This window comes from Bacillus cereus group sp. BfR-BA-01349 (genome assembly GCF_022663795.1).
GTDB lineage: Bacteria > Bacillota > Bacilli > Bacillales > Bacillaceae_G > Bacillus_A > Bacillus_A cereus.
This window is the reverse complement of sequence record NZ_JAKUGE010000008.1, coordinates 59,906-82,709: the sequence shown is the minus strand read 5'-3', so window position 1 is coordinate 82,709 and position 22,804 is coordinate 59,906. Positions and strand designations below refer to the sequence as shown.

Here is a 22,804-nt window from a genome sequence, read left to right as displayed (position 1 = left end):
CCCTTTCTTATCCTCCTATATAAGACATTTCGATTTTCGGACGATTTTTTGCACTTTCTTCTGTTCGTTCATCCGAATACCTATCTTTTCTATTCATCCATACATCTTGTATAACACTTAATAACTCCTCATCCGAAAGATTTCCTCTAAGAAGTTCTCTTACATCCAAACCATCTGTCGCAAATAAGCACGTATAAAACTTTCCATCTGCCGAAATTCTCGCCCTCGTACAAGAGACACAAAATGACTCAGAAACAGATGTAATAAAACCAACTTCAACATTTGTTCCAACGTACCGATATCGCTTTGCAACTTCACCAAAGTAATGCGCTTCAGCTGGCTCAAGCGGATACACCTTATGAATCATCTCAATCAATTCTCGTTTTGTAATGACTTGATCAAAATTCCACCCATTTGTACTACCAACATCCATAAACTCAATACACCGAAGCGGTATTCCTTGCTCTTTAAAATACGCAGCCATCGGTAGTACTTGATGATCGTTCATCCCTTTTTTCACAACCATATTTACCTTTACTTCCAAGCCCACCTCTTTAGCTGCTATAATTCCCTTAATTACCGGTTTCGTATTAATATTTCGACCATTAATATTCTTAAATATGTCATCATCTATCGCATCTAAACTAACATTCACTCTATGTAATCCAGCTTCTTTTAATGCCTTCGCTTGTTTCGTTAAATGAATAGCATTTGTCGTTAACCCTATATCTATTAGCCCATCAATTTTCACAAGACGTGCAATAAGTTTTGTTAAATCTTTACGAAGCAGTGGCTCACCGCCAGTAAGTCTAATTTTCCGTACACCGATGCTAACAAATAATTTTGCCAAACGCTCAATTTCATCAAAAGTTAGTAAAAACTCGTCTTTCAAAAAAGCATATTCTGGCCCAAATATTTCCGCTGGCATACAATATGTACATCTAAAATTGCAACGATCAATGACAGATATACGTAAATCTTGAAGTGGGCGTCCAAAAAAATCTTTAACCATCTCCTTCATCGCCACCCTCCCTTTCTGCCAAATTTCTTTCTTTTCATTCTATTATAATATATTTTCGAACTGCGATGTTTTTGCTCAAGTGAATAAGGTGAAACTCTAAATAATTAGAGGGATCCACTTCCCCTTGGTTAACGAGGTTTACTTACAAATACAAAGATAAAAAAACCTTGAAGCATAAAAGCCCCAAGGTTTTCTTCTTATTAACTTAACCTAATAATAGTTAGAGTAGCTCCTGGCGTTGCCGTAGATAATGTAGCTATTGCAACTAATCCAAATAACTGCAGACTAATAGCAGCTCCAGCAGGCAAGTTAGCGATTATTGTTGCACTAAATGAACCAGTAGCCACTGTCGGGGCGTTTATCGTTCCCGCAAGCGGACTGCCATTTACAGTTATACGAGAACTTACAACTAATCCTGCCGTTAAATTAATTGTATAAGCTATATAATAGTTTCCTGCATTCGCAACTGTAAATACAGTATTCCCACCACTAACGGTTATTCCTGGGCCAATATTTTGATTGTTCGGTAATGGTACGTTCGTACCGCCTAATAAAACGGAAATAGCGGTTCCTGATGTATTATTCGCAAATGCATACGTTGCAGTTGTACTAACTCCAGTCGCCCCGGTCGCTCCAGTGGCTCCAGCTCCGGTTGGACCTGTATCTCCAGTTGGACCTTGTGAACCGGTTGCTCCTGTAGCCCCCGTTGGACCTTGGATTCCTTGCGGGCCTTGAATTCCTTGGGGACCTGTCGCTCCGGTTGCTCCTGTAGCTCCCGTTGGACCTTGAATTCCTTGTGGGCCGGTTGGACCTATGTCGCCTTGTGGGCCTTGAATTCCTTGGGGACCTTGTGCTCCTGTTGCCCCCGTTACTCCTTGGATTCCTTGGGGACCTTGAATACCCTGTGGACCGGTTGGACCTATCTCTCCTTGAACACCTTGGATTCCTTGCGGGCCCTGTAAACCCGTCACTCCGGTTGCTCCCGTTGCTCCTGTCGCTCCTGTCACTCCAGTTGAGCCTGTCGCCCCGGTATCTCCTGTTACTCCTGTCGCTCCTGTTGCTCCTGTCGGACCAGGTGGTCCACCTGATGGACCTGTCACTCCTGCCGGACCTGATGGCCCCGTTGGGCCGGTCGGTCCTGCTGGTCCTCCTGACGGGCCAGTCACCCCTGTTGGACCGGTTACTCCTGTTGGACCGGTAGTTCCTTCTCCCGTCGCTCCGGTTGCCCCCGTATCTCCTGTTGCTCCCGTCGGACCTTGTATCCCTTGAATCCCTTGTGGGCCTTGCACTCCTTGTGCACCTGTTGCTCCTTGAATCCCTTGTATACCTTGCACTCCTTGTGCGCCCATCGGACCGGTTGGACCAATCGCCCCTTGTATACCTTGCACTCCTTGGGGGCCCTCTGGACCCGTTGCTCCTATTTCCCCTTGTATCCCTTGAATTCCAGTTGCTCCTTGTGCTCCAGTTGCTCCCGTTATCCCTTGCACACCTTGGATTCCCTGTATTCCTTGTGGACCTTGTGGGCCTGTTGCTCCTACCGGTCCTTGAATGCCTTGTATCCCCTGAGGACCCTCTGGACCCGTTGCTCCAACTGGCCCTTGAACACCTTGTATTCCTTGCGGGCCCTGAAGTCCCTCTGGGCCTTCTGGACCTGTTGGACCTATCTCTCCTTGTATCCCTTGGATTCCAGTTGGACCTATGTCACCTTGCGGACCTTGGATTCCCTGTGGACCTTGTGCTCCTGTTCCCCCTGTCGCTCCTTGGATTCCTTGAGAACCTTGTGGGCCTTGAATTCCTTGTGGGCCGGTTGGACCTATGTCGCCTTGTGGGCCTTGAATCCCTTGCGGACCTTGATCTCCAGTGGGCCCCGTTACTCCTTGAATTCCTTGGGGACCTTGAACACCTTGGGGACCCGTCGGACCTATCTCTCCCTGCACACCTTGGATTCCTTGCGGACCTTGCAAACCCGTCACTCCTGTTGGGCCTGTAGTGCCTTCCCCTGTCGCACCTGTTGCTCCCGTATCTCCTGTTGCCCCCGTCGGACCTTGGATTCCTTGAATTCCCTGTGGACCTTGCACTCCTTGTGCGCCCGTCGCTCCTTGAATTCCTTGTACTCCTTGCACACCTTGGGGACCCATCGGACCTGTTGGACCAATCCCCCCTTGAGCACCTTGCACTCCTTGGGGACCCTCTGGACCCGTTGCTCCTATTTCCCCTTGTATCCCTTGAATTCCAGTTACTCCTTGTACTCCAGGTGCTCCCGTTATCCCTTGCACACCTTGTATTCCCTGAATTCCTTGTGGACCTTGTGGGCCTGTTGTTCCTACCGGTCCTTGAATACCTTGTATCCCCTGGGAACCCTCTGGACCCGTTGCTCCAACTGGCCCTGGCACACCTTGTATTCCTTGCGGGCCCTGAAGTCCCTCTGGGCCTTCTGGACCTGTTGGTCCTATATCCCCCATCGGACCTTGTATCCCTTGAACTCCCTGTGGGCCTGTTTCTCCTGATGGCCCTGGTACTCCTTGTATTCCTTGTGGACCTTGATCTCCTGTTGCTCCTGTGGCCCCTTGAGGCCCTATAGCCCCCTGTATCCCTTGTGGACCTTGATCCCCTGTTGCTCCCTTTGCCCCTTGAATACCTTGAACTCCTTGTATTCCTTGTTCACCAGTTACTCCCGTCGGACCAGGAATACCTTGAATACCCTGTGGACCTTCTGGACCTGTTGGCCCAATTGGCCCTTGAATCCCTTGGATTCCTTGCAAGCCCTGTGCTCCCGTGCTTCCAGTCGGACCTGTACTTCCCGTTGCTCCTGTTACCCCTGTACTTCCTGTAGCTCCAGTATTCCCAGTTGCTCCAGTCGCACCTGTACTTCCACTCGGTCCACCGCCCGGACCTGTCGCACCAGTCGGCCCCGTCGGACCAGGAGGTCCTCCAGATGGTCCAGTTATCCCAGTTGGACCTGTTATTCCAGTCGGGCCTGTTATCCCCTGACCAGTTGCTCCGGTTGCACCTGTATTTCCACTCGGTCCTTGTGTTCCTTGTATCCCTTGTGCTCCTTGTATTCCTTGTGGACCAGTTGCACCCGGCAACCCTTGGACACCTTGAATTCCTTGAGGTCCCTCAGGTCCCGTCGCTCCAATTGGCCCCTGTAATCCCTGTATCCCTTGCATACCTTGTGCCCCAGTCGCTCCCGTTGGACCAATCGGACCTTGTAACCCTTGCACCCCTTGAGGTCCTGTCGCTCCAGTTTCTCCTTGTGGTCCTCTCAATCCTTGTGGGCCCTGCTGTCCTTCTGGTCCAGTTGCACCTATTGGCCCAACTGATCCTTGTATCCCTTGCACACCTTGAGGTCCTGTCGGGCCCATCTCCCCCATCGGACCTTGTAATCCTCTTGGTCCTTGAGGTCCTGTTGGGCCTTGTGGACCGGTTGGACCAGTAATCCCTATACCTGTAAATCCAGTTGGAACAGGGGGGGAAAGTAGGCCCAATAAGTTCGGGTGGAATTCTAAAATTAGAGCTTAACGAATTTTGCTTCCGATTATTATCACGATTCTTCACACTTTCACCGCCTACAAACCGTCTTTTTCATAATAAATAAGCCTCTTCTTAATCTATTTACAAAAATAATTTCCAAGACTATTTTTATTTTGAATAATAAAAACTCCCTTAATTTCTTAAGGGAGTCCTGCAATTGAATCCATATTATCTGTATTAGGGACAGCTTGCGCTATACTCGATGTATTTACATTTTGCCCCATATTTGCTCCTGTTACAGTACCAGCAGGAGTGCCCCTTGTATACGTCGTCGTCACCGAATCTCCCGGCTGTAAACAAAGCTTCGTCTCCGTCCCTATTACTGTAACAACATCAATCCAAGTACACCCCATTGAACCACTATATGATTTCGAAGCAGTAAATGAAGTGTCGCTCAAATTATCACCGGTAAATATATTTCCAGTGTTATTCACAATAACAAACTCTTTTATATGAGCAGGCATAATTACACTCTACCTTTCCTCTATGAACCTAACGTACGTGTACTCGTTGCCAAAGGCGGAAGAAATACTGATGTTCTAATGACCGCTTCTGGCTGCCTTTTTCCATTTAAAAAAATAGCCGCACTCGATCCTCCAGCACCTGCATATACTTTTGCTACAGCTAAAGGTGAGAGATCATAACAGTCACCGACATTAACAGCTCCTGTATTATTAATAATTTTTACTTTACGCAAATTAATCCCCATTTACCCCTCCTCCTTTTTTATACTGTATGCAAAAGAAAAAAACTTGAAACAGACTCGTTTCAAGTTTTTTACAATTAACTATTTCGTTTCACCTTCATATTGAAGCATACCGCCAACCATGTTCACTGTTTTAAACCCTTGTTCATTTAAATAATGACATACATTTTCACTGCGCATTCCTGAACGACAAATAAAGATATATTCATTCTCTTTATTAAAGAAATCTACTTTATGTGGGATATCGCCCATTTTAATATGTACAGCTTCTGGAATCTTTCCTGCCGCTACTTCTTCATCTTCTCTTACATCTACTAAAAATAACGTTTCTCCATTTTCTAAACGCTCTTGCACCTCTTCTGTAGTAATTGTTTTAACTTCTGTCATATGTAGTTCCTCCTTATATACAATAAAACCTTTAGTTTCTTTTTCACAAACATTCTCTACCAATTTTAGCATGCAAAAGAAAGAACGCAAAGAATCGAAAAGCTATTTCTCAATTTTCTCGTAAAACTTATTCTTTACAAACATAACTAGCACATTGTATCCTCAATATACTTGTTTTATGAAAGGAGTCGATTAAAATGACGCTTTTTCTTTTCATCATAGGCATTGTGTTCTTACTCGCTGCAATTATTGTACTTAGTATGAAAAATAATAAAAAGATAAAATCGCCACAAGAAATGTCATTCTTATTTCTATTGCTTAGCATAGCGTTTTTCGGTATAGCAATTGCTACATATATTTTCCGTCTACAAATCATGTAAAAAAAGGTGCCTACTTCAAACACTGCACCTTTTCCCCATCATTTTCCTTCTACACAAAACTAGATACTTTCCGATTCAAAAATTCATAAACTTTCTTTTCGAATAAATGAATATCCAATGCTCCTGCCATATGCCCATTTATACTTTCTATCTCATATACTTCCGCATATTTTCCTTGTTTTTGCAAAATATCTACCATTTTATAATTATAACGAGACGGCTGAAGCAAATCTTGTTTACACGGAATCATAAGTACATTCGCTTCTATGTTAGAAAGAGATTCTTCTAGTGAAGAAAACCCATGTGCAATATCATGCAATAAAACTGCCTTCGCAGTATACATCCATGAATTTGCATCTACTAGCTCTATACTTGTATATGTCGCTTTATTTATTTCTTTTTCAAATGATGTTAGTGTAGCAAACTTTTCATAAGGTTCTATCTCTATACTATTACGAGGAAATGCCATTTCATAAAAATGCTCATCAAACGCGTTCATAAACATCATTCTATTTGCTAAATGAAGCCCCTTTATCGGCTGCTGTTCTCCATATTTCCCCTCTTTCCAACTTGGATCGAGTTGAATTGCTTCAATCGCATTTTGCGCTACGTTTACTGACGTAATAATTGGATTTTGTGGGTTCGTAATAACGCCAATCATCCGCTCTACCATATGTGGATAGTGAACCGCCCATTGTTGTGCAATCATTCCCCCCGCCGACGGTCCGATTACAGCGTGTAACCTTGAAATTCCCATACCTTTTATTAACTCATATTGCATACGAGCTACATCAAGAAATGTAAAAACCGGAAACTCCATAGCATATTCTTCTCCAGTTTCTGGATTAATTGATTTCGGTCCTGTTGTAATTACATATGGATTCCTCACCTGCACATTACAAAGATTATCCGTACATATAACAAAATACTTATTTGTGTCAATTGCTTTTCCAGGTCCAATTAGCCCATCCCACCAACCAGACTCCTCATCATGCACTGTATATTTTCCTGCCGCATGACTTGTTGCACTAAAATAATGACAAACCAAAATCACATTTGACCTTTCTCTATTTAAAGTACCATATGTCTCATATCCCATTTGAACAGGAATTTCTCTGCCATTTTCAAACGTAAACTCTTTTAAAACAAATTTCTCCTTTTTTACAATTTGCACAGACTCTCCCTCTCCCCGTTATAGTATGAACTGCTTACTAAAGTTTTTTTTCTATGCAAACTAATCTCCTTCTTCTTTTCATAAATAAATGAATAATATACAAAATTAGCCACAAAATAGCACTATATTACAAGATTAAAGAGGGCGTACATATGATTTGGAATTGGTTACGTAAGAAAAAAAAATCAAATACATCAAAATTAAACGAAACAGATAACCAGGAGCAGCATTCTAACAATCAAGAGGATGATAACAAAGAACAGACTAGAAGTATGAAACATAATAAAGGTAAAAATAACGAGCAAAAAGATTCCTCTCAGGATAAGCAACAAAGCGCTAAACAAGGTGATTCGTCTCAGGATAAGCAACAAAACCCTAAACAAGAGGATTCCTCTCAGGATAAGCAACAAAACCCTAAACAAGGTGATTCGTCTCAGGATAAGCAGCAAAGTGCTAAACAAGAGGACCCTTCTCAGGATAAGCAACAAAACCCTAAACAAGAGGATTCGTCTCAAGATAAACAACAAAGTGCTAAACAAGGTGATTCGTCTCAAGATAAACAACAAAGTGCTAAACAAGGTGATTCGTCTCAAGATAAACAACAAAACGCTAAGCAAGGTGATTCGTCTCAAGATAAACAACAAAACGCTAAGCAAGATGAACCTTCTCAAAGTAAGCAACAAAGCTCTGGAGGTAATAGTATTTATGACTTTACAAAACCAGAAAAAGATCGTATTCATTCTTTACAAGATTTAATAGAGAAGCTGAAAAAGTCTAGTGATTTTGTAAATTATCATACATCCGACGATGAAACGATGCCTTATTGGATTTCTTACTATCGCCCTTCACTTGATGGAGAAAAATTACAAAAGTATTTAATGCCCACTCTTTTAGAACGACCTAACGCATCACTAGAAGAGCTGAAGGAACATATCCCGATGAGCGGCATTACAATTACGAACGACTTGCAAAAAATTGAGGATATGGTTTTAAAGGGGCATGCGATTATTCAATTGAATCAGCAAGATCAAAAATGTATGCTTGCAAACATTGCAATTGATAATTATCGTGCACCAACCCCTCCTTTAAACGAATCAACTGTTATTGGTCCGCAAGAAGGTTTCGTAGAGGATATTGATACAAACATTAATTTAGTTCGAAAACGTCTTCCTGTTTTAGATTTACAAACAAAAGAAATGATTATCGGCGAGTTTTCCAAAACAAAAGTTGTCATGATGTATTTAGACAACCTTGCTGAAAAAGATAATGTAGATTTTCTAGAAGAGTCATTACGCGCTCTTGAATATGATCAAATTAATGATAGTGCTTATTTACAAGAATTAATGGGTGAAAAATCGATTTTCCCTCTCTATATCAATACAGAACGTACTGATAGAGTTACAAAAGCACTAATTGATGGAAAAATCGCTATTTTTGTTGATGGTTCTCCAAGTGTTTTACTAACACCCGTATCCTATTTTGATTTTTTCATTTCACCAGAAGACTATAATGTCTCCTGGATGTACGCTACATTTTCAAGGATTTTAAGATTAATTGCCGTTCTATTTTCAATTTGCGCTACACCGTTATACGTTGCAGTTTTAAATTATCATTATGAACTTATTCCAAGTGATTTACTTGAAACTTTGATTTTATCAAGGGCACAAGTACCATTCCCACCTTTAATTGAAGCGCTCTTTCTAGAACTCGCAATCGATTTATTAAGAGAAGCCGGGGCGAGGTTACCGATGAAAGTTGGGCAAACGCTCGGTATTGTAGGCGGTATCGTAATCGGACAAGCATCTGTACAAGCTGGGTTAACGAGTAATATTTTATTAATTATCGTTGCACTATCAGCACTCGCTTCCTTTATTACACCTATTTATAAAATGGGTAATGCTGTTCGATTACTACGTTTCCCGTTTCTAGCATTCGCGGAAATAGGGGGGCTTTTCGGTATCTCTCTTGGGTTTATCTTTTTATTTACCCATCTATTTAGACTTACTTCCTTACGTAAACCGTACGCTTTGTTTTATCCGACAAGACAACAATCTGTTAAAGACTCTTGGATTCGTTTCCCGTTAACAATGATCGATACAAGAGATGTACAAGCAAGACCACAACATGTAAAAAAAGCTGCTAAAGGAATTTCAACAAAACATAGATCAGACTTTGATGATTAAGAGATGAGGTGCATTGATGAGTAAAGTTCAAGAAAAATATCAAATATCTCCTATCTTTGTTTTCTTCTTAATTCACGGTGCACAGTTTGGAGCTGGCGTTCTCGGATTTGCTCGAATCACCGCAAAGGCCGCTGGATACGACGGCTGGATAGGCGTTGTAATCACAGGCATCGTTATCCATGTTCTTATGTGGATGATGTATTTTTTATTAAGGGAAACAAACGGGAATTTAATTGATTTACAACGACAAACCTTTGGAAAGTGGATAGGGAACGTCTTTAATATCATCTTTGCAACTTATTTTTTAATCGTCAGTATTTCGGTTATTCGAACATACGTTGAAATTATTCAAGTATGGATGTTCCCAACTGCCTCCACCTTTATGTTAACACTCTTTTTGTGCCTAGTTAGCTATTACATCATTTCTTCTGGATTTCGTGTCATTACAGGCATTTGCGTCATCTCTGTTGGTGGTACACTAGGGTATTTATTTCTAAGCTTATTCGTTTTGAAATACTCACATTGGGAAAATTTATTACCCATTTTCACACATTCTTTTTCAGATATTTTAAAATCCGCTCAACTGTCAATCTACAGTATGACTGGTTTTGAGATTTACCTCATGGTTTATCCATTTGTGAAAAACCCTAAACAATCTCATAAATTTGCTCAATATGGGGCACTATTTTCAAACCTTCTATATTTATTTAGCACTCTTTTAGCCTTTTCGTTTTTTAGTGAAAAACAATTGTTAAAAACGATATGGGCCCAACTTTCTATGACCCAAGTTGTTCAATTACCATTCATAGAAAGGCTAGAATATATCGCAATTTCAGCTTATGCCCTCGTTATCATTACAAGTTTTATTCTACCTTTGTGGGCGGCAACGAGAGCAACGCACGAAATATTCCGTGTAAAACAAAGAGGTGTTTTAATCGCTTTTATGTTTATCACCCTCATTGTTTCACAACTTCTAACAAACAGACACGATATTAATAATTTTATTAGTAATGCATCAAAAGGAAGCTTTTGGCTCATTTATGTATACATCCCAATTCTATTTATTATTGTGTGGGTGAAAAGAAAATGGAAAAAATCAAAAGAAAATTAATACTTATCTCTTGTATAGCACTCTTTAGTCTAACTGGATGTTTACCAAAAAATATTATCGATGACGTACACCTTATCCAAGGAACTGTCTTCGATGTAGCAAAAGATAATAAAATAAAGGTAACATTTGTTTGTCCTATTCAGCAAAAAGGAAACAAAGTTCAAGTTTTTGAAGGTACAGCAAATGCGGTAAAACAAGTAAAAGCTGACACATCTTTAGAGTCTTCTCAACCATTTGCTAGCGGGCAAATGCGGGTTGCTCTATTTACCACCCGAATTGCTAAGAAAGGAATGGTTGCTTCCTTCGATACATTAATTCGTGATGTAAACATCGGGAATGCCTTATATGTTGCTTTACTTGAAGGTAATGGTACTGAACTTTTAAAAGGAAAGTACACGACTTCATCCAACGTTGCAATTTATATAAAAAAAATGCTAGAACATAATATGGAGACCGGTCCTTTACCAACAGATAATCTGCATATAGGAGCATTCCGTTATTATCAAGAAGGGCAAGACTACTATATTCCAATTTTAAAGAAACATGGTGATAAAATAAAAATAACGGGAATTGGTCTTTTTAAAAAGGATAAATATGTTGGTAAAATTGCAGAAAAAGATATGTTTATATTCAAAGGACTTTTAGAAAAACATAAGTTAGATTCACATGAATTTAAAGCAGATCCTGGGTACGTAATGATTAATAATATTCGTTCTATTCCAACATACGATATAAAAATAAAAAATGGTAAGCCTTCCTTTTCCATTCATGTTAAACTTGAGGCTCGTATTCAAGAAGTATCGAAACAGATTAACTTAGAGAATGCTAAGAATACAAAAAAGATTGAGAAGGTCGTTCAAAAACAATTGGAGACACAAGGTAAGAAATTAATTAAGCATTTTAAATCTCTAGATGTCGACCCTCTTGGGCTAGGAGCTAAATATAAGCAACATTATCGCCCATTCAAATTAGAAGAGTGGAAACAAATGTACAAAGATGTTCCCGTTACTATAAAATATACCGTAGACATTACAAATTCTGGTGTAATTGAATGAGAAATGATTGAACTCCTCTCCCCAGCATGATACAACGGAGAGAGGAGTTTTTATTTTAGATAGAGAGAGAAGATATTTATGGGGGAGCTTATGTCTAAAAAATTAGTAAAGCCTATTTTAAATGGTATTTTATTTCTCGCCGTCTTTTTATTTGCTCATACATACTTAAAAAATGTTTCCTTCACACGTTATTTACTTGTCGTTATACCAATGTTACTCGTTGGTATATTCGGTATTGATCTTATTTTATCTATTTTAATTAAGAAAGAAGAATAACGAGCGAACATCTTATTTCTATAAGATGTTCTTTTCATTTCATAATCACCTTATGTTACAATAAACTTCGGCATAACGTAAGAAAGGATGAAACAACATGACAAACGAAAAAGGTTTAGATAAAGGATATGAACTTGTTGCAAAAATGCATGAAGTATTCGGACATCCTGTAACAAATACTCCAACAAAATTAACAGAAGAGCGTGCAAAAATCCGTGCAAGTTTTATGCAGGAAGAACTAGAAGAATTTCTTGAGGCAACGACTGTTGAAGATCAATACGATGCACTGATTGACCTTATTTACTTTGCATTCGGAACGTTTGCAGAAATGGGCGTACGTCCAGATAAAGGATTCGAAATTGTAAACAACGCCAACATGGCAAAACTATTCCCTGATGGGAAGCCTCGATTCCGTGAAGGCGACGGTAAGATTCTAAAGCCAGAAGGCTGGCAAGCACCGGAACCACAACTTCGTGCTGAAATTGAACGTCAGCGCCAAGAAGCTGAAAAAAACTGCTAGGATTTCCTAGCAGTTTTTTATTATGTCTTTTTTCTGTTGGCTTGTTAATGACCCACGTGTCCCGCGTGCCCTGCTGCTCCACTAATGCTAGCCGCTCCTGCCGCTGCTCCTGCTGCTCCCGCTCCAATTCCACCTGTCCAAGGAGAAGATTGTTGTTGTTGATATTGCTGATATTGTTGGTGTTGGTGCTGTTGACTATGCTGTCCTTGATGACCGTGGTGACCTTGTTGGCCTTGATGGTGATGATGTCCATGATGACCTTGTTGGCCTTGGTGGTGATGATGTCCATGATGACCTTGGTGCCCTTGGTGGTGTCCATGATGACCTTGGTGCGTTTGATAAAGAACAGCTTGCGGATGAATGTGGTGGTGTCCATGGTGATGTACTTGTTGTTGGTGATGACCATGATGGCCGTGTTGACCTTGATGGTGGTGATGTCCATGATGGCCGTGTTGACCTTGGTGGTGGTGATGTCCATGATGGCCGTGTTGACCTTGGTGATGATGGTGTCCATGATGGCCATGTTGACCTTGATGGTGGTGATGTCCATGATGACCGTGAACAACTTGCGGATACGCACCTATTCCTCCAGCTACAACACCTATTCCTGGTACCGGAAATCCTGTCTGCACTCCTCCAACGAAAGAAGGAAATGTAGTTGGTGCTCCTACTGGAATTCCTGTCTGTACACCAGCTACTGATGTTGGAAATCCACCTGTTATTGTAGGCATTCCAGCCCCTGATGTCGAAAAGCCTCCCATTGATGTAGGCATTTCAGTTTGCATGCCAGCTACCGATGTTGGAAATCCACCCGCGCCTCCACCCATCCAGCTCGGAATTCCACCGTATCCTTGTTGTCCTCCTCCCATTAACATCATTTGTTCATAACTATCCGATCCACCCCCGACGAAACCATGTGGTGCATTATTGTCCATCCCTTTCATTCCTTTCACCTCTTCTACTCAATTTAGCCTACCTTTTTTATCATATTTCCTATAGAAGAATAGGTGTTTGTCTGCACTAGAATTCCGCTTCTTTTTCTTCATTCATGATAAAATTAATTAACTGAATATTTTTTCTAGGAGGTATGTATATTGAAGAATGTAACAAAGGCTTCTATCAATGATTTAGATTCAATCGTCCATATAGATATTGACGTAATTGGAAACGATAGTAGACGAAATTATATTAAGCACACTATCCGTGAAGGCAGATGCATCATTGTAAAAGAAGAAAATTCTATCTCTGGCTTTCTAACATACGATACAAATTTCTTTGGTTGTACTTTCCTCTCATTAATCATTGTTTCACCAACTAAAAGAAGGCAAGGCTATGCAAGCTCGTTAATCTCATATATGTTAAGTCATTCTCCTACTCAAAAAATATTTTCTTCAACGAACGAATCGAATGAAAGTATGCAGAAAGTATTTAACTCGAATGGTTTTATACATAGCGGAATAGTTGAAAACTTAGATGAAGGTGACCCTGAGATTATTTTCTATACAAAAAAGCTCAGAGCATAAACGCTCTGAGCTTTTATTTAGAATGAATTAGTTTGCAACAACGTTAACAAGTTTTCCAGGAACAACAATTACTTTACGAACCGTTTTCCCTTCAATTTGGTCTTGAATTGCTTCAAGTGCAAGTTGTTCCATTTCTTCTTTTGATGCGTCTTTACTCATTGTTAGTTTTGCGCGAACTTTACCCATAACTTGAACAACGATTTCAACTTCATCTTCTACAAGTTTAGACTCATCAAATGTTGGCCAGCTTGCATATGTGATTGTTTCATTGTATCCAAGCTTGCTCCATAGCTCTTCCCCGATATGAGGTGCAACTGGTGCAATCATTTTTACGAAACCTTCTACATATTCTCTTGGAAGTGTTTCAGCTTTGTATGCATCGTTGATGAATACCATCATTTGAGAAATCGCTGTGTTGAAGCGAAGCTCTGCATAGTCTTCTGTTACTTTCTTCACTGTTTGGTGGTAAGCTTTTTCAAGCTCTTTATTTGGTGCGTCAGTAATTTTCTCACTTAATTCACCGTTATCTTGAACGAATAGACGCCATACGCGGTCTAGGAAACGACGAGCTCCGTCAAGACCATTTTCAGACCAAGCAATTGAAGCATCTAATGGACCCATGAACATTTCGTATAGACGAAGTGTATCTGCACCGTGGCTTGCTACGATATCATCAGGATTTACAACGTTACCTTTTGATTTACTCATTTTCTCGTTGTTTTCACCTAGAATCATACCTTGGTTGAATAATTGTTGGAACGGTTCTTTCGTTGGAACTACACCGATATCGTATAATACTTTATGCCAGAAACGAGCATATAGTAAGTGAAGTACAGCGTGCTCCGCTCCGCCGATATAAATATCAACTGGAAGCCATTGTTTTACTTTTTCAGGATCTACAAGTGCTTCGCTATTGTTTGGATCGATGTAACGTAGGTAATACCAACAGCTACCAGCCCATTGCGGCATTGTATTTGTTTCACGACGACCTTTTTTACCAGTCTCAGGATCAACAACATTTACCCACTCGTCAATGTTGGCAAGTGGTGATTCACCTGTACCTGAAGGACGGATGTTTTCTGTTTTCGGAAGAACTAATGGTAATTCCTCTTCTTTCACAGCTGTCATTGTACCATCTTCCCAGTGAATTACTGGAATTGGCTCACCCCAGTAACGTTGACGGCTGAATAACCAGTCACGTAGACGGTACGTTACTTTTTGATTTCCTGCGCTCGTTACTTCAAGCCATTCAATCATTTTTGCGATTGCTTCTTCTTTATTTAAACCATCAAGGAATGCTGAGTTTACGTGTGCACCATCACCTGTGTACACTTCTTTCGTAATATCTCCGCCTTTTACAACTTCCTTCATTGGAAGATTAAATACTGATGCGAATTCATAGTCACGCTCATCGTGAGCTGGAACTGCCATTACAGCACCTGTTCCGTAAGTTGCAAGAACATAGTCAGCAATCCAGATTGGTAATTTCTCACCGTTTACTGGGTTAACTGCGTAAGCACCAGTGAATACACCAGTTTTTTCTTTCGCAAGTTCTGTACGCTCTAGATCACTCTTCATTTTTACAGCGTTAATGTAAGCTTCTACCGCTTCTTTTTGTTCTGCTGTTGTGATTTCTGCAACAAGTGCATGTTCTGGAGCTAGTACACAGTATGTTGCACCAAATAATGTATCAGGGCGTGTTGTGAAAACTGTGAATTTCTCGTCTGTACCATCGATGTTGAAGTGTACTTCTGCACCTTCAGAACGACCGATCCAGTTACGTTGCATATCTTTTAAGCTTTCAGGCCAATCAAGCTCATCTAGATCTTCTAATAGACGATCTCCGTAAGCTGTAATTTTTAACATCCACTGTCTCATCGGACGACGCTCAACTGGATGTCCACCACGCTCACTCTTACCGTCAATGATTTCTTCGTTTGCAAGTACTGTACCAAGTGCTGGGCACCAGTTTACAGGTACTTCATCAACGTAAGCTAAGCCTTTTTCAAATAGTTTTAGGAAGATCCATTGCGTCCACTTATAGTAATTTGGATCTGTTGTATTTACTTCACGATCCCAATCGTAAGAGAAACCTAATGATTTAATTTGGTTACGGAACGTATTAATATTATGCTCTGTAAATTCAGCTGGGCTGTTTCCAGTATCAAGTGCATATTGCTCTGCTGGAAGACCGAATGCATCCCATCCCATTGGATGAAGAACGTTATATCCTTGCATACGCTTCATACGAGATAAAATATCTGTCGCTGTATAACCTTCTGGATGTCCTACGTGTAGGCCTGCACCTGATGGATATGGGAACATATCTAGTGCATAAAATTTTGGTTTTTCTGTCTCATCTGGCGTACGGAATGTTTTATTTTCTTCCCAGTACCCTTGCCACTTCTTCTCAATTTCTTGATGATTAAAGCTCATGAGATACCCTCCTTGAAATTATATTTATTTTCACCGCCCAAAATACAAAAAACCTCTCATCCCTAGAAAGGGACGAGAGGTTGTAGATTCCCGCGGTACCACCCTAAATTAATGTACAAATGTACATTCGCTTAGATCCGTAACGTGGATTAACGGCAATTGCTACTATTAATTTCACAACTGCAACTCAAAGGCGAGTTCATAACGAAACGTGGATTGACTTGCACCGACCGTCAACTCTCTAAACCAGCTTCTATTACTACTACTCCTTCTCACTGTTATTAGACATATAAGTTACGTGAACTATCCTTCACCTAGTATCTCTTAAGAGCTTACTAAAGCGAGGACTTCTCGGTTAATCGTTACTCTTCATAACTAACGAATTCATCTTAAGACAGCCGAGCTATCTCCCTTGTTCTAAAGGTTGTTTTATTTAAATATATTCTAAAACATGTGAACATGTTCCGTCAAACTAAACTGCAATTTTTTCTTCAACTGTTTCTTCTACTTTTACTCGTTTATCATAAATACTTGTTGCTACAAGCGCTACTACAAGCATTACCATGATTGCTATAAACAATACTTCCATATTGTATAAATCAACAATTGCTCCGCCAACGACCGGTCCGAACATTTTCCCTACAGTCGCCGCACTATTTACGACCCCTTGATAAAATCCTAATTTATCTTTTGGTGCAAGTATATTTGCAATCGTTGGAACCGCAGGCCATACAAATAACTCACCAATTGTTAATGTTACCATCGCAACGAGGAACATCGTAAATTGCTGCGCTTGACTTAACACAATGAATGACGCCGCAAAAATGAAAATTCCAATCATAATTTGCTGTTTTAAGGAACGCTTCATCCAGCGAATTAACATACTAACAAGTGGCTGCGCACAAACGATCATTGCTCCGTTTATCGTCCATAATAAACTATAATGACGAAGACTAATGTTTAATTCCTGCATATGTGTTGCAATTGCACCTTGCCACTGTACGTATGTAACCCAGCATAAAGCATATGCTACACACACGATAAGAAGTGCTTTAAATCCAGGTGTAAGTGACCAACCTTTTTTCATTTCGACTTCTTTTTGTACTCCTGGCTCCTTCTTGTCCTCCATACCACGGAATCCAATAAAAGCAATTAAGAAGAAAACAAAGTATAAAATAAAGTTCGCTAAGAAAATATAATCAAAACGATACGAAGCAACTAATCCACCACACGCTGTTCCAATCGCAATACCAACGTTTTGTCCAACATACATCGCATTAAATGCTCGTCTTCCGCCCTCTGGCCAAACTGTACCGACCATCGCATACATCGATGGGAAGACCATTCCAGAACCGAAGCCGATTAACGCTAGCCACACAACGTATAACGGCCAACCGTGGAAGAACACAAGACCTAAAATTGATACAAGTGTAATCACAATCCCTACTAAAGTTGATTTATAACCGCCCCATTTATCAAATAAAACACCGCCGAGCAAGTTTCCGATTACACCGGTAAGCGAGTTGATCATTAATACCATTCCGGCCACAGATAAAGATTTTCCTAGGTGATCATGCAAATAAATTGTATTAAAAGGCCATAAAAAAGAAGCACCCGTGACATTAATAATCATCCCAGCTACTAATAGCCATACTTTCCTTGGCATAGCTTCCCCTCCTATTCTATTTTTTTCGTTCATATATAACAGTAAAATTGTAGTCGTTTTTAAATAGGAAGGCAACTGATTAATAGTTGATGAAATTCAGATAATAGTTCGTCGGTAAATGAATTTATATTGGTTGCTTCTTGGATTATATCAGCGATTATTAGAATATATCGGCGCAACTACAAATATATCAGCGATTATTAAAATATATCGACTTACCGACAAAAAACGACAACAGTAACAATATATAAAAGGGTAGACTGCATGAAATTTTCATGCAGTCTACCCTTATTTGTACTATCCAACTTCCTTTTCTCGCTTCACACGTTCTTTAGCACTCCATTTAAACACCTTATCTAGTAGCGAGTATATTCTCCCAGATTCTTTCGTTAACAAAGGTCCTAACGATGCTAATATTAAAACATACAAAGCTGAGAACGGTTTAATCGCTGCCATTAAGCCACCCGCAATTCCAATATTCGCGACGATAATAGAAAATTCTCCGCGTGATACAAGCGTTAAACCGATATTCGTAGAAGCCTTATGCGATAACCCAGCTTTACGCCCCGCAACCATTCCAGCAGTAAAATTACCGATAAGAGTAATGAAAACTGCTCCTAATGCCAACCACACTGCTCCGCCAAGTGAAAATGGGTCTATACTTAAACCGAAGCTGAAAAAGAATATAGCTCCAAAGAAATCACGAAACGGAACAACAAGCTGTTCAATTCGATCACTATGCTCTGTTTCAGAAAAGACGAGCCCCAATAATAATGCTCCAATCGCCTCCGCAACATGAATCGTTTCTGAAAATCCTGCTACAAAGAACAAAATAGCAAATATTACGATAATAAAAATTTCATTGGACGAAATATCTAACATTTTATTTAAAAATCGTGTAGCTTTTCTAGCAACTACAAAGAATAGTAGCATATACCCTACTGCGATTAAAATAGATGTAAGAGCACCTACAAATGACGTTGCCCCTCCGAGTACTAATCCTGAAACGACTGATAAATATACCGCTAAAAAGATATCATCAAACATAATGATTCCTAAAATTAGCTCCGTCTCTTTATTACCAGATCTTCTTAAATCAACAATTACTTTCGCAACAATTGCACTCGATGAAATTGTTATAATCCCAGCAATAATTAATGTTTCTAATAAGGGGAAACCCATTATATATCCGTAAAGTAAACCTAATATAAAATTAAGCGATATATGAACAGTTCCCCCAAAAGCAATTGATTTTCCTGATTTAATTAATTTTTTAATTGAGAATTCTAAACCTAAGTAAAATAGGAGGAATATGACGCCAACACGGCCGAGGAAGGAAATAACTTCTCCACTTTCAATAAATCTTAAATCGATAAGCCCTAAATCTGGGGCATGAGGCCCCACTAGCATACCGAGTATAATAAGAAACGGGATAATCGAGAACTTTAACTTTGCAGCAAGAATAGCTGCAAAAGCGACTAATACTAACGCAGTTCCAACTTCAAAGATTAAAGTATCCATCGATTATGAATCCCCTCCTACTGAAAGCAACTCATTAATAATTCTTTTCACTTCATGTCTTTCACCTGATAATACGAGCATATCGCCAGCTTCAATGATAGAATCTGGGCCTGGATTAAAGAACTTCTTCATATTCTTTTTCAAAATGGCAATAATCGTTACGTTATATGTGTTTCGAACATGTAAACTACCAATTGTTTTTTGTACAACTGGTGCATTATTTTCCACCTTAAACCACTCAATTGATAATCCCTCAAAAGCCATTTCAATCGTATCTAAAGCTTGTGGTCTATATACCATTCCGCCCAATATAGCTGCAATTTGTCTCGCTTCAGAATCACGAAGAGAGACGCTTGAAATACTCTCTTCATGATCAGTATCAAAATGGTACATTTCTCTTCGGCCATCATCATGAATAACGATAACCATCTTTTCATTACCTTTTGTAATCACTTCAAACTTACATCCAATACCCGGCAGTTCACTCTCTCTAATATTCATATTTTCCGCCTCCTAATTTTTTAGTTACGGCTTTTATAAATCGACATCAATCTCCGTTTTAAAGCTCTCATCCTTTGAGATCCCTAAATACTTTAGTGTCTCTGATGGAGTCGCGTGATGAAAATGTTTTTGCAATAGCGCAATCGCTATCCCTCTTTTGTAAGCATGAAATCCGAACGTTTTTCGCATTGAATTCGTTCCGATTTTACCAACAACTCCAACTGCTTCTGCAGCATTATGAATTACACGATACGCTTGTTGGCGCGTAATTGAATTTGGCGTTTTATTAGATTGAAATACGTAATTTTCTCTTTTAACGCCAATAGATTGTACGTAATCTAAAAGCGCTTCTTTTACTTTTGTATTTAAATAAATATCTTGTTTAAATTTTTCATCTTTCACAGGAAGAGCATAAAACTCTTTAACAGTCCCGTCTTCATTTAATACATCTTCAAATTTCATGCTAAGTAATTCTGTAATTTTTAATCCTGTGTTAATTCCAATAACAAATAAAAGATAATCTCGCTGGGAGTGCTCTTTTAAATATTTTTTCATAGCCTCAATTTGGCTTATATCTTTTAATGCCTCTACAACTTCCATACATGTATTCTCCTCATCTTATGAACGGTAATTTTCTCATTATGTTGTCCATTTTACCTTATCATGCTATGAGATTTCCATGTGTTATCCATTATTTTCACAATATACTCAGGTGGTTCTGAAAACTTTCAATGTGGAAACTTACGATTGTATAAATACGTTGCGGTAAAAAAATGTGGGGGTAAAAGTTCAGCTTTTTTCTACAGATTGGATTCCTCCTTTCCTTATCCAGCTGCTCCTACTTTTATATTACGTTACTTATTTACATTATATTATACATTTCAGTAACATTAAAGTGTTTTTTCTGAAAATAATAAAAACCGAGCGTTTTTGCTCGGTTTTTATTATTAATCTTCTTTCGGAAGAACAATTCCTTTATACAATTGAACTGTAATGAAGTAATAAATCGCATAAATAACTACGAAAATTACGATTGGTACCCAAATACGGAAGTACGGATCGATTAAAATAAATCCGAAAATATTCATACCAACTAATACGTGAGCGATACCCACAATTGCTGGGAATAAGAATACTAAGAATAACTCTTTATAAATTGATTTCGTTAATAACTCACGGCGCACACCGATTTTACGAAGCATTTGATAACGCGTAATATCTTTTGATGCACCAGAAAGAATTTTAAACATAAGGCAGCTTGCCATCATTGCTAAGAACGCAATTCCAAGGAAGAATCCCATAAATACTGTTCCACTCGCAATGCCATAGAACCCACTATAAGCTTGATATTTACTATCCATTTGTTCAGCTTTTACATTTTTATATTTATCTAGCTGCAACTCGTCAAGTTTTTTCCATTCTTTTTTATATGTTAAAAAATCATCTGTTTTTCCGATAAATGCTATACCATCTTTACCATTTATCCCATCGTACATTTTTTGATCTACAATTTTAATTGCATGATCATTGTATAAATAATATGGATGGATTGTACTAAAAGCATCTATCCATTCCGCTGAAAGTTCTTTAGTGTTCGCATCTTTTTGATTCATCTCTCTAGAAACTGCACCTACCGGTAGTTCCTCTGAAACTTTTTTCGTATTTACTAAATCCTTCATAGACTTCATCTTTGCCATATCTTTTACTAAAGGACGATTTTTCTCTAAATCTTCTTTTACATAGTAAACGTATTTATCATCAACTTTGTAACGATATTCGCTTTTCTCTTTAAATGTAATACCGTCTAAAACTTTCTTTTCTTCAGCTGTTGGATTATGAACTACTGAATCATATATTACTAAACCATCTACCATTTTTATAACGTTATTTTTAAACGCCATACCGCCCGAAATTGCACCAGCTCCAAGCGCAACTAACATTGCCACTGTTGCAAGCACTTTCGTTAAACTATTAATTCAGAAGTTTAATTGTGCAAATGTAAAAGCGTTAAGTCCTTTTTCACTACGCTTTTTATTACTCTTTAATTTTTTAATAATAACCGGGAGAAGTGAACTAAATAGCATATAAGTACCAGTTGTTGTCGTAATTAATGCAATAAGGATTCCCATCTCTTTTAGTTTTTCCATATAGATCATAGATGCATAACCTATACCTAATAAAAGAACAGCAAGGAATGCCACTACAACTGTCTTTTTACCTTTTACTGCAACACGCTCTGTTTGCGCATCTGCATGTACTAATTGCAATACAGAAATACGTGACAATTTAATACTGTTCATAATTGCTGATAATACAAATAGTGCAAAGAAGAAGATGCAAGTAACAGTCATAGATGGTAGATAAAATGCTTTATACCCTTCACCAGCAAATTCAAGCTGTTTCATTAATAACTGTCCAATACCTTCTGCAAGTCCTACTCCAACTGCAATCCCGATTGCAAGAGACGCAGCACCTAATACGATTGTTTCAATAAACATAAGTAATGTAACTTTATGTTTTTTCGCACCTAACATCATATACATACCGAACTCTTTTTGACGAAGAGATAATAAGAAAGAGTTTGCATATAAAATGTAGAAGAACGTTATAATTGCTAATAAAAATGATCCTGCTTGGAATACGAATCCAATAGATTTAATCACTGAATTAGATTCTAAAAATGCTTTATTCAGTGCTAACGTTTGGAACATGTAAAAAATTGAAATCGACATGACAAGACCGACAAGTAAGACGATATAATCTTTCAGCTTACTTTTCAGCCCCGACATGGAAAGTTTAAATAACATACT

18 protein-coding genes, 2 pseudogenes and 1 other annotated feature are annotated in these 22,804 nt (G+C 39.2%); of the genes and pseudogenes, 7 read left to right on the top strand and 13 right to left on the bottom strand.

Annotation, left to right across the window (positions count from 1 at the left end; all coding sequences use genetic code 11):
* Window positions 1–7: 7 nt before the first annotated feature.
* From moaA to MR169_RS06920, 5 genes and pseudogenes are all read right to left on the bottom strand, one after another.
* Complete coding sequence (gene moaA / locus MR169_RS06940) at window positions 8–1,021, bottom strand: GTP 3',8-cyclase MoaA (RefSeq protein WP_242319155.1); 1,014 nt, start codon at window positions 1,019–1,021, stop codon at window positions 8–10.
* 200 nt (window positions 1,022–1,221) lie between these two features.
* Window positions 1,222–4,579: pseudogene (locus tag MR169_RS06935) on the bottom strand (BclA C-terminal domain-containing protein).
* A 116-nt stretch (window positions 4,580–4,695) separates the two neighbouring features.
* A complete protein-coding gene (locus MR169_RS06930; protein WP_001110848.1) occupies window positions 4,696–5,019 on the bottom strand; it encodes a hypothetical protein in 324 nt (107 codons plus the stop codon).
* Between the two features lie 20 nt (window positions 5,020–5,039).
* On the bottom strand, window positions 5,040–5,264 hold the full coding sequence (locus MR169_RS06925; protein ID WP_000512465.1) for a spore germination protein: 225 nt from the start codon (window positions 5,262–5,264) through the stop codon (window positions 5,040–5,042).
* A gap of 78 nt (window positions 5,265–5,342) precedes the next feature.
* Window positions 5,343–5,648: a rhodanese-like domain-containing protein gene (locus MR169_RS06920; protein WP_000141207.1), complete on the bottom strand. Its 306-nt coding sequence runs from the start codon at window positions 5,646–5,648 to the stop codon at window positions 5,343–5,345.
* Window positions 5,649–5,845: 197 nt separating this feature from the next.
* On the opposite strand from MR169_RS06920, the gene MR169_RS06915 reads away from it, so the two are divergent.
* On the top strand, window positions 5,846–6,028 hold the full coding sequence (locus MR169_RS06915; RefSeq protein ID WP_000171881.1) for a hypothetical protein: 183 nt from the start codon (window positions 5,846–5,848) through the stop codon (window positions 6,026–6,028).
* Between the two features lie 49 nt (window positions 6,029–6,077).
* On the opposite strand, the gene MR169_RS06910 is transcribed toward MR169_RS06915, so the two are convergent.
* Window positions 6,078–7,202 (bottom strand): homoserine O-acetyltransferase family protein, encoded by a 1,125-nt coding sequence (locus MR169_RS06910; protein ID WP_001167628.1) that lies wholly within the window; start codon window positions 7,200–7,202, stop codon window positions 6,078–6,080.
* 152 nt (window positions 7,203–7,354) lie between these two features.
* On the opposite strand from MR169_RS06910, the gene MR169_RS06905 reads away from it, so the two are divergent.
* The 5 genes from MR169_RS06905 to MR169_RS06885 all read left to right on the top strand — a co-directional run bounded on the left by MR169_RS06905 (window position 7,355) and on the right by MR169_RS06885 (window position 12,347).
* The gene (locus MR169_RS06905; protein ID WP_242319154.1) at window positions 7,355–9,385 is read left to right on the top strand and encodes a spore germination protein; all 2,031 of its coding nucleotides are present in this window, start codon (window positions 7,355–7,357) and stop codon (window positions 9,383–9,385) included.
* 16 nt (window positions 9,386–9,401) lie between these two features.
* Entirely contained in the window at window positions 9,402–10,496 is a 1,095-nt protein-coding gene (locus MR169_RS06900) for a spore germination protein (RefSeq protein ID WP_000049072.1), read from the top strand.
* Entirely contained in the window at window positions 10,472–11,551 is a 1,080-nt protein-coding gene (locus tag MR169_RS06895; protein WP_242319153.1) for a Ger(x)C family spore germination protein, read from the top strand. The genes MR169_RS06900 and MR169_RS06895 overlap by 25 nt, the downstream gene beginning before the upstream one ends.
* Before the next feature lie 90 nt (window positions 11,552–11,641).
* Window positions 11,642–11,827 (top strand): hypothetical protein, encoded by a 186-nt coding sequence (locus tag MR169_RS06890; RefSeq protein WP_000038775.1) that lies wholly within the window; start codon window positions 11,642–11,644, stop codon window positions 11,825–11,827.
* A gap of 97 nt (window positions 11,828–11,924) precedes the next feature.
* A complete protein-coding gene (locus tag MR169_RS06885; protein ID WP_000180554.1) occupies window positions 11,925–12,347 on the top strand; it encodes a pyrophosphohydrolase domain-containing protein in 423 nt (140 codons plus the stop codon).
* A gap of 44 nt (window positions 12,348–12,391) precedes the next feature.
* Here MR169_RS06885 and MR169_RS06880 read toward each other — a convergent pair whose 3' ends face one another.
* Window positions 12,392–13,291 (bottom strand): hypothetical protein, encoded by a 900-nt coding sequence (locus MR169_RS06880; protein ID WP_242319152.1) that lies wholly within the window; start codon window positions 13,289–13,291, stop codon window positions 12,392–12,394.
* A gap of 150 nt (window positions 13,292–13,441) precedes the next feature.
* Between MR169_RS06880 and MR169_RS06875 the strand changes: the two genes are divergently transcribed.
* Window positions 13,442–13,870, top strand: a complete 429-nt coding sequence (locus MR169_RS06875) for a GNAT family N-acetyltransferase (protein WP_000800324.1) — start codon at window positions 13,442–13,444, stop codon at window positions 13,868–13,870.
* A gap of 27 nt (window positions 13,871–13,897) precedes the next feature.
* On the opposite strand, the gene leuS is transcribed toward MR169_RS06875, so the two are convergent.
* The 6 genes and pseudogenes from leuS to MR169_RS06845 all read right to left on the bottom strand — a co-directional run bounded on the left by leuS (window position 13,898) and on the right by MR169_RS06845 (window position 22,801).
* The gene (gene leuS / locus MR169_RS06870; protein WP_000009466.1) at window positions 13,898–16,306 is read right to left on the bottom strand and encodes a leucine--tRNA ligase; all 2,409 of its coding nucleotides are present in this window, start codon (window positions 16,304–16,306) and stop codon (window positions 13,898–13,900) included.
* A 65-nt stretch (window positions 16,307–16,371) separates the two neighbouring features.
* Window positions 16,372–16,591: a binding site (T-box leader), on the bottom strand.
* Between the two features lie 187 nt (window positions 16,592–16,778).
* Window positions 16,779–17,972, bottom strand: a complete 1,194-nt coding sequence (locus MR169_RS06865; RefSeq protein WP_001137555.1) for an MDR family MFS transporter — start codon at window positions 17,970–17,972, stop codon at window positions 16,779–16,781.
* A 297-nt stretch (window positions 17,973–18,269) separates the two neighbouring features.
* Window positions 18,270–19,493 (bottom strand): cation:proton antiporter, encoded by a 1,224-nt coding sequence (locus tag MR169_RS06860; RefSeq protein WP_000380174.1) that lies wholly within the window; start codon window positions 19,491–19,493, stop codon window positions 18,270–18,272.
* Between the two features lie 3 nt (window positions 19,494–19,496).
* Window positions 19,497–19,994, bottom strand: a complete 498-nt coding sequence (locus MR169_RS06855; protein WP_001026056.1) for a cation:proton antiporter regulatory subunit — start codon at window positions 19,992–19,994, stop codon at window positions 19,497–19,499.
* Between the two features lie 33 nt (window positions 19,995–20,027).
* On the bottom strand, window positions 20,028–20,594 hold the full coding sequence (locus tag MR169_RS06850; protein ID WP_000454205.1) for a tyrosine-type recombinase/integrase: 567 nt from the start codon (window positions 20,592–20,594) through the stop codon (window positions 20,028–20,030).
* A 347-nt stretch (window positions 20,595–20,941) separates the two neighbouring features.
* Window positions 20,942–22,801, bottom strand: a pseudogene (locus MR169_RS06845) (FtsX-like permease family protein).
* Window positions 22,802–22,804: the final 3 nt, after the last annotated feature.

Excerpts from the sequence above, each read along its gene's own strand:
- moaA (WP_242319155.1), bottom strand. The coding sequence starts at position 1,021 with ATGAAGGAGATGGTTAAAGATTTTTTTGGACGCCCACTTCAAGATTTA.
- MR169_RS06930 (WP_001110848.1), bottom strand. The coding sequence starts at position 5,019 with ATGCCTGCTCATATAAAAGAGTTTGTTATTGTGAATAACACTGGAAAT.
- MR169_RS06925 (WP_000512465.1), bottom strand. The coding sequence starts at position 5,264 with ATGGGGATTAATTTGCGTAAAGTAAAAATTATTAATAATACAGGAGCT.
- MR169_RS06920 (WP_000141207.1), bottom strand. The coding sequence starts at position 5,648 with ATGACAGAAGTTAAAACAATTACTACAGAAGAGGTGCAAGAGCGTTTA.
- MR169_RS06915 (WP_000171881.1), top strand. The coding sequence starts at position 5,846 with ATGACGCTTTTTCTTTTCATCATAGGCATTGTGTTCTTACTCGCTGCA.
- MR169_RS06905 (WP_242319154.1), top strand. The coding sequence starts at position 7,355 with ATGATTTGGAATTGGTTACGTAAGAAAAAAAAATCAAATACATCAAAA.
- MR169_RS06900 (WP_000049072.1), top strand. The coding sequence starts at position 9,402 with ATGAGTAAAGTTCAAGAAAAATATCAAATATCTCCTATCTTTGTTTTC.
- MR169_RS06895 (WP_242319153.1), top strand. The coding sequence starts at position 10,472 with ATGGAAAAAATCAAAAGAAAATTAATACTTATCTCTTGTATAGCACTC.
- MR169_RS06890 (WP_000038775.1), top strand. The coding sequence starts at position 11,642 with ATGTCTAAAAAATTAGTAAAGCCTATTTTAAATGGTATTTTATTTCTC.
- MR169_RS06885 (WP_000180554.1), top strand. The coding sequence starts at position 11,925 with ATGACAAACGAAAAAGGTTTAGATAAAGGATATGAACTTGTTGCAAAA.
- MR169_RS06880 (WP_242319152.1), bottom strand. The coding sequence starts at position 13,291 with ATGAAAGGGATGGACAATAATGCACCACATGGTTTCGTCGGGGGTGGA.
- leuS (WP_000009466.1), bottom strand. The coding sequence starts at position 16,306 with ATGAGCTTTAATCATCAAGAAATTGAGAAGAAGTGGCAAGGGTACTGG.
- MR169_RS06865 (WP_001137555.1), bottom strand. The coding sequence starts at position 17,972 with ATGCCAAGGAAAGTATGGCTATTAGTAGCTGGGATGATTATTAATGTC.
- MR169_RS06860 (WP_000380174.1), bottom strand. The coding sequence starts at position 19,493 with ATGGATACTTTAATCTTTGAAGTTGGAACTGCGTTAGTATTAGTCGCT.
- MR169_RS06855 (WP_001026056.1), bottom strand. The coding sequence starts at position 19,994 with ATGAATATTAGAGAGAGTGAACTGCCGGGTATTGGATGTAAGTTTGAA.
- MR169_RS06850 (WP_000454205.1), bottom strand. The coding sequence starts at position 20,594 with ATGGAAGTTGTAGAGGCATTAAAAGATATAAGCCAAATTGAGGCTATG.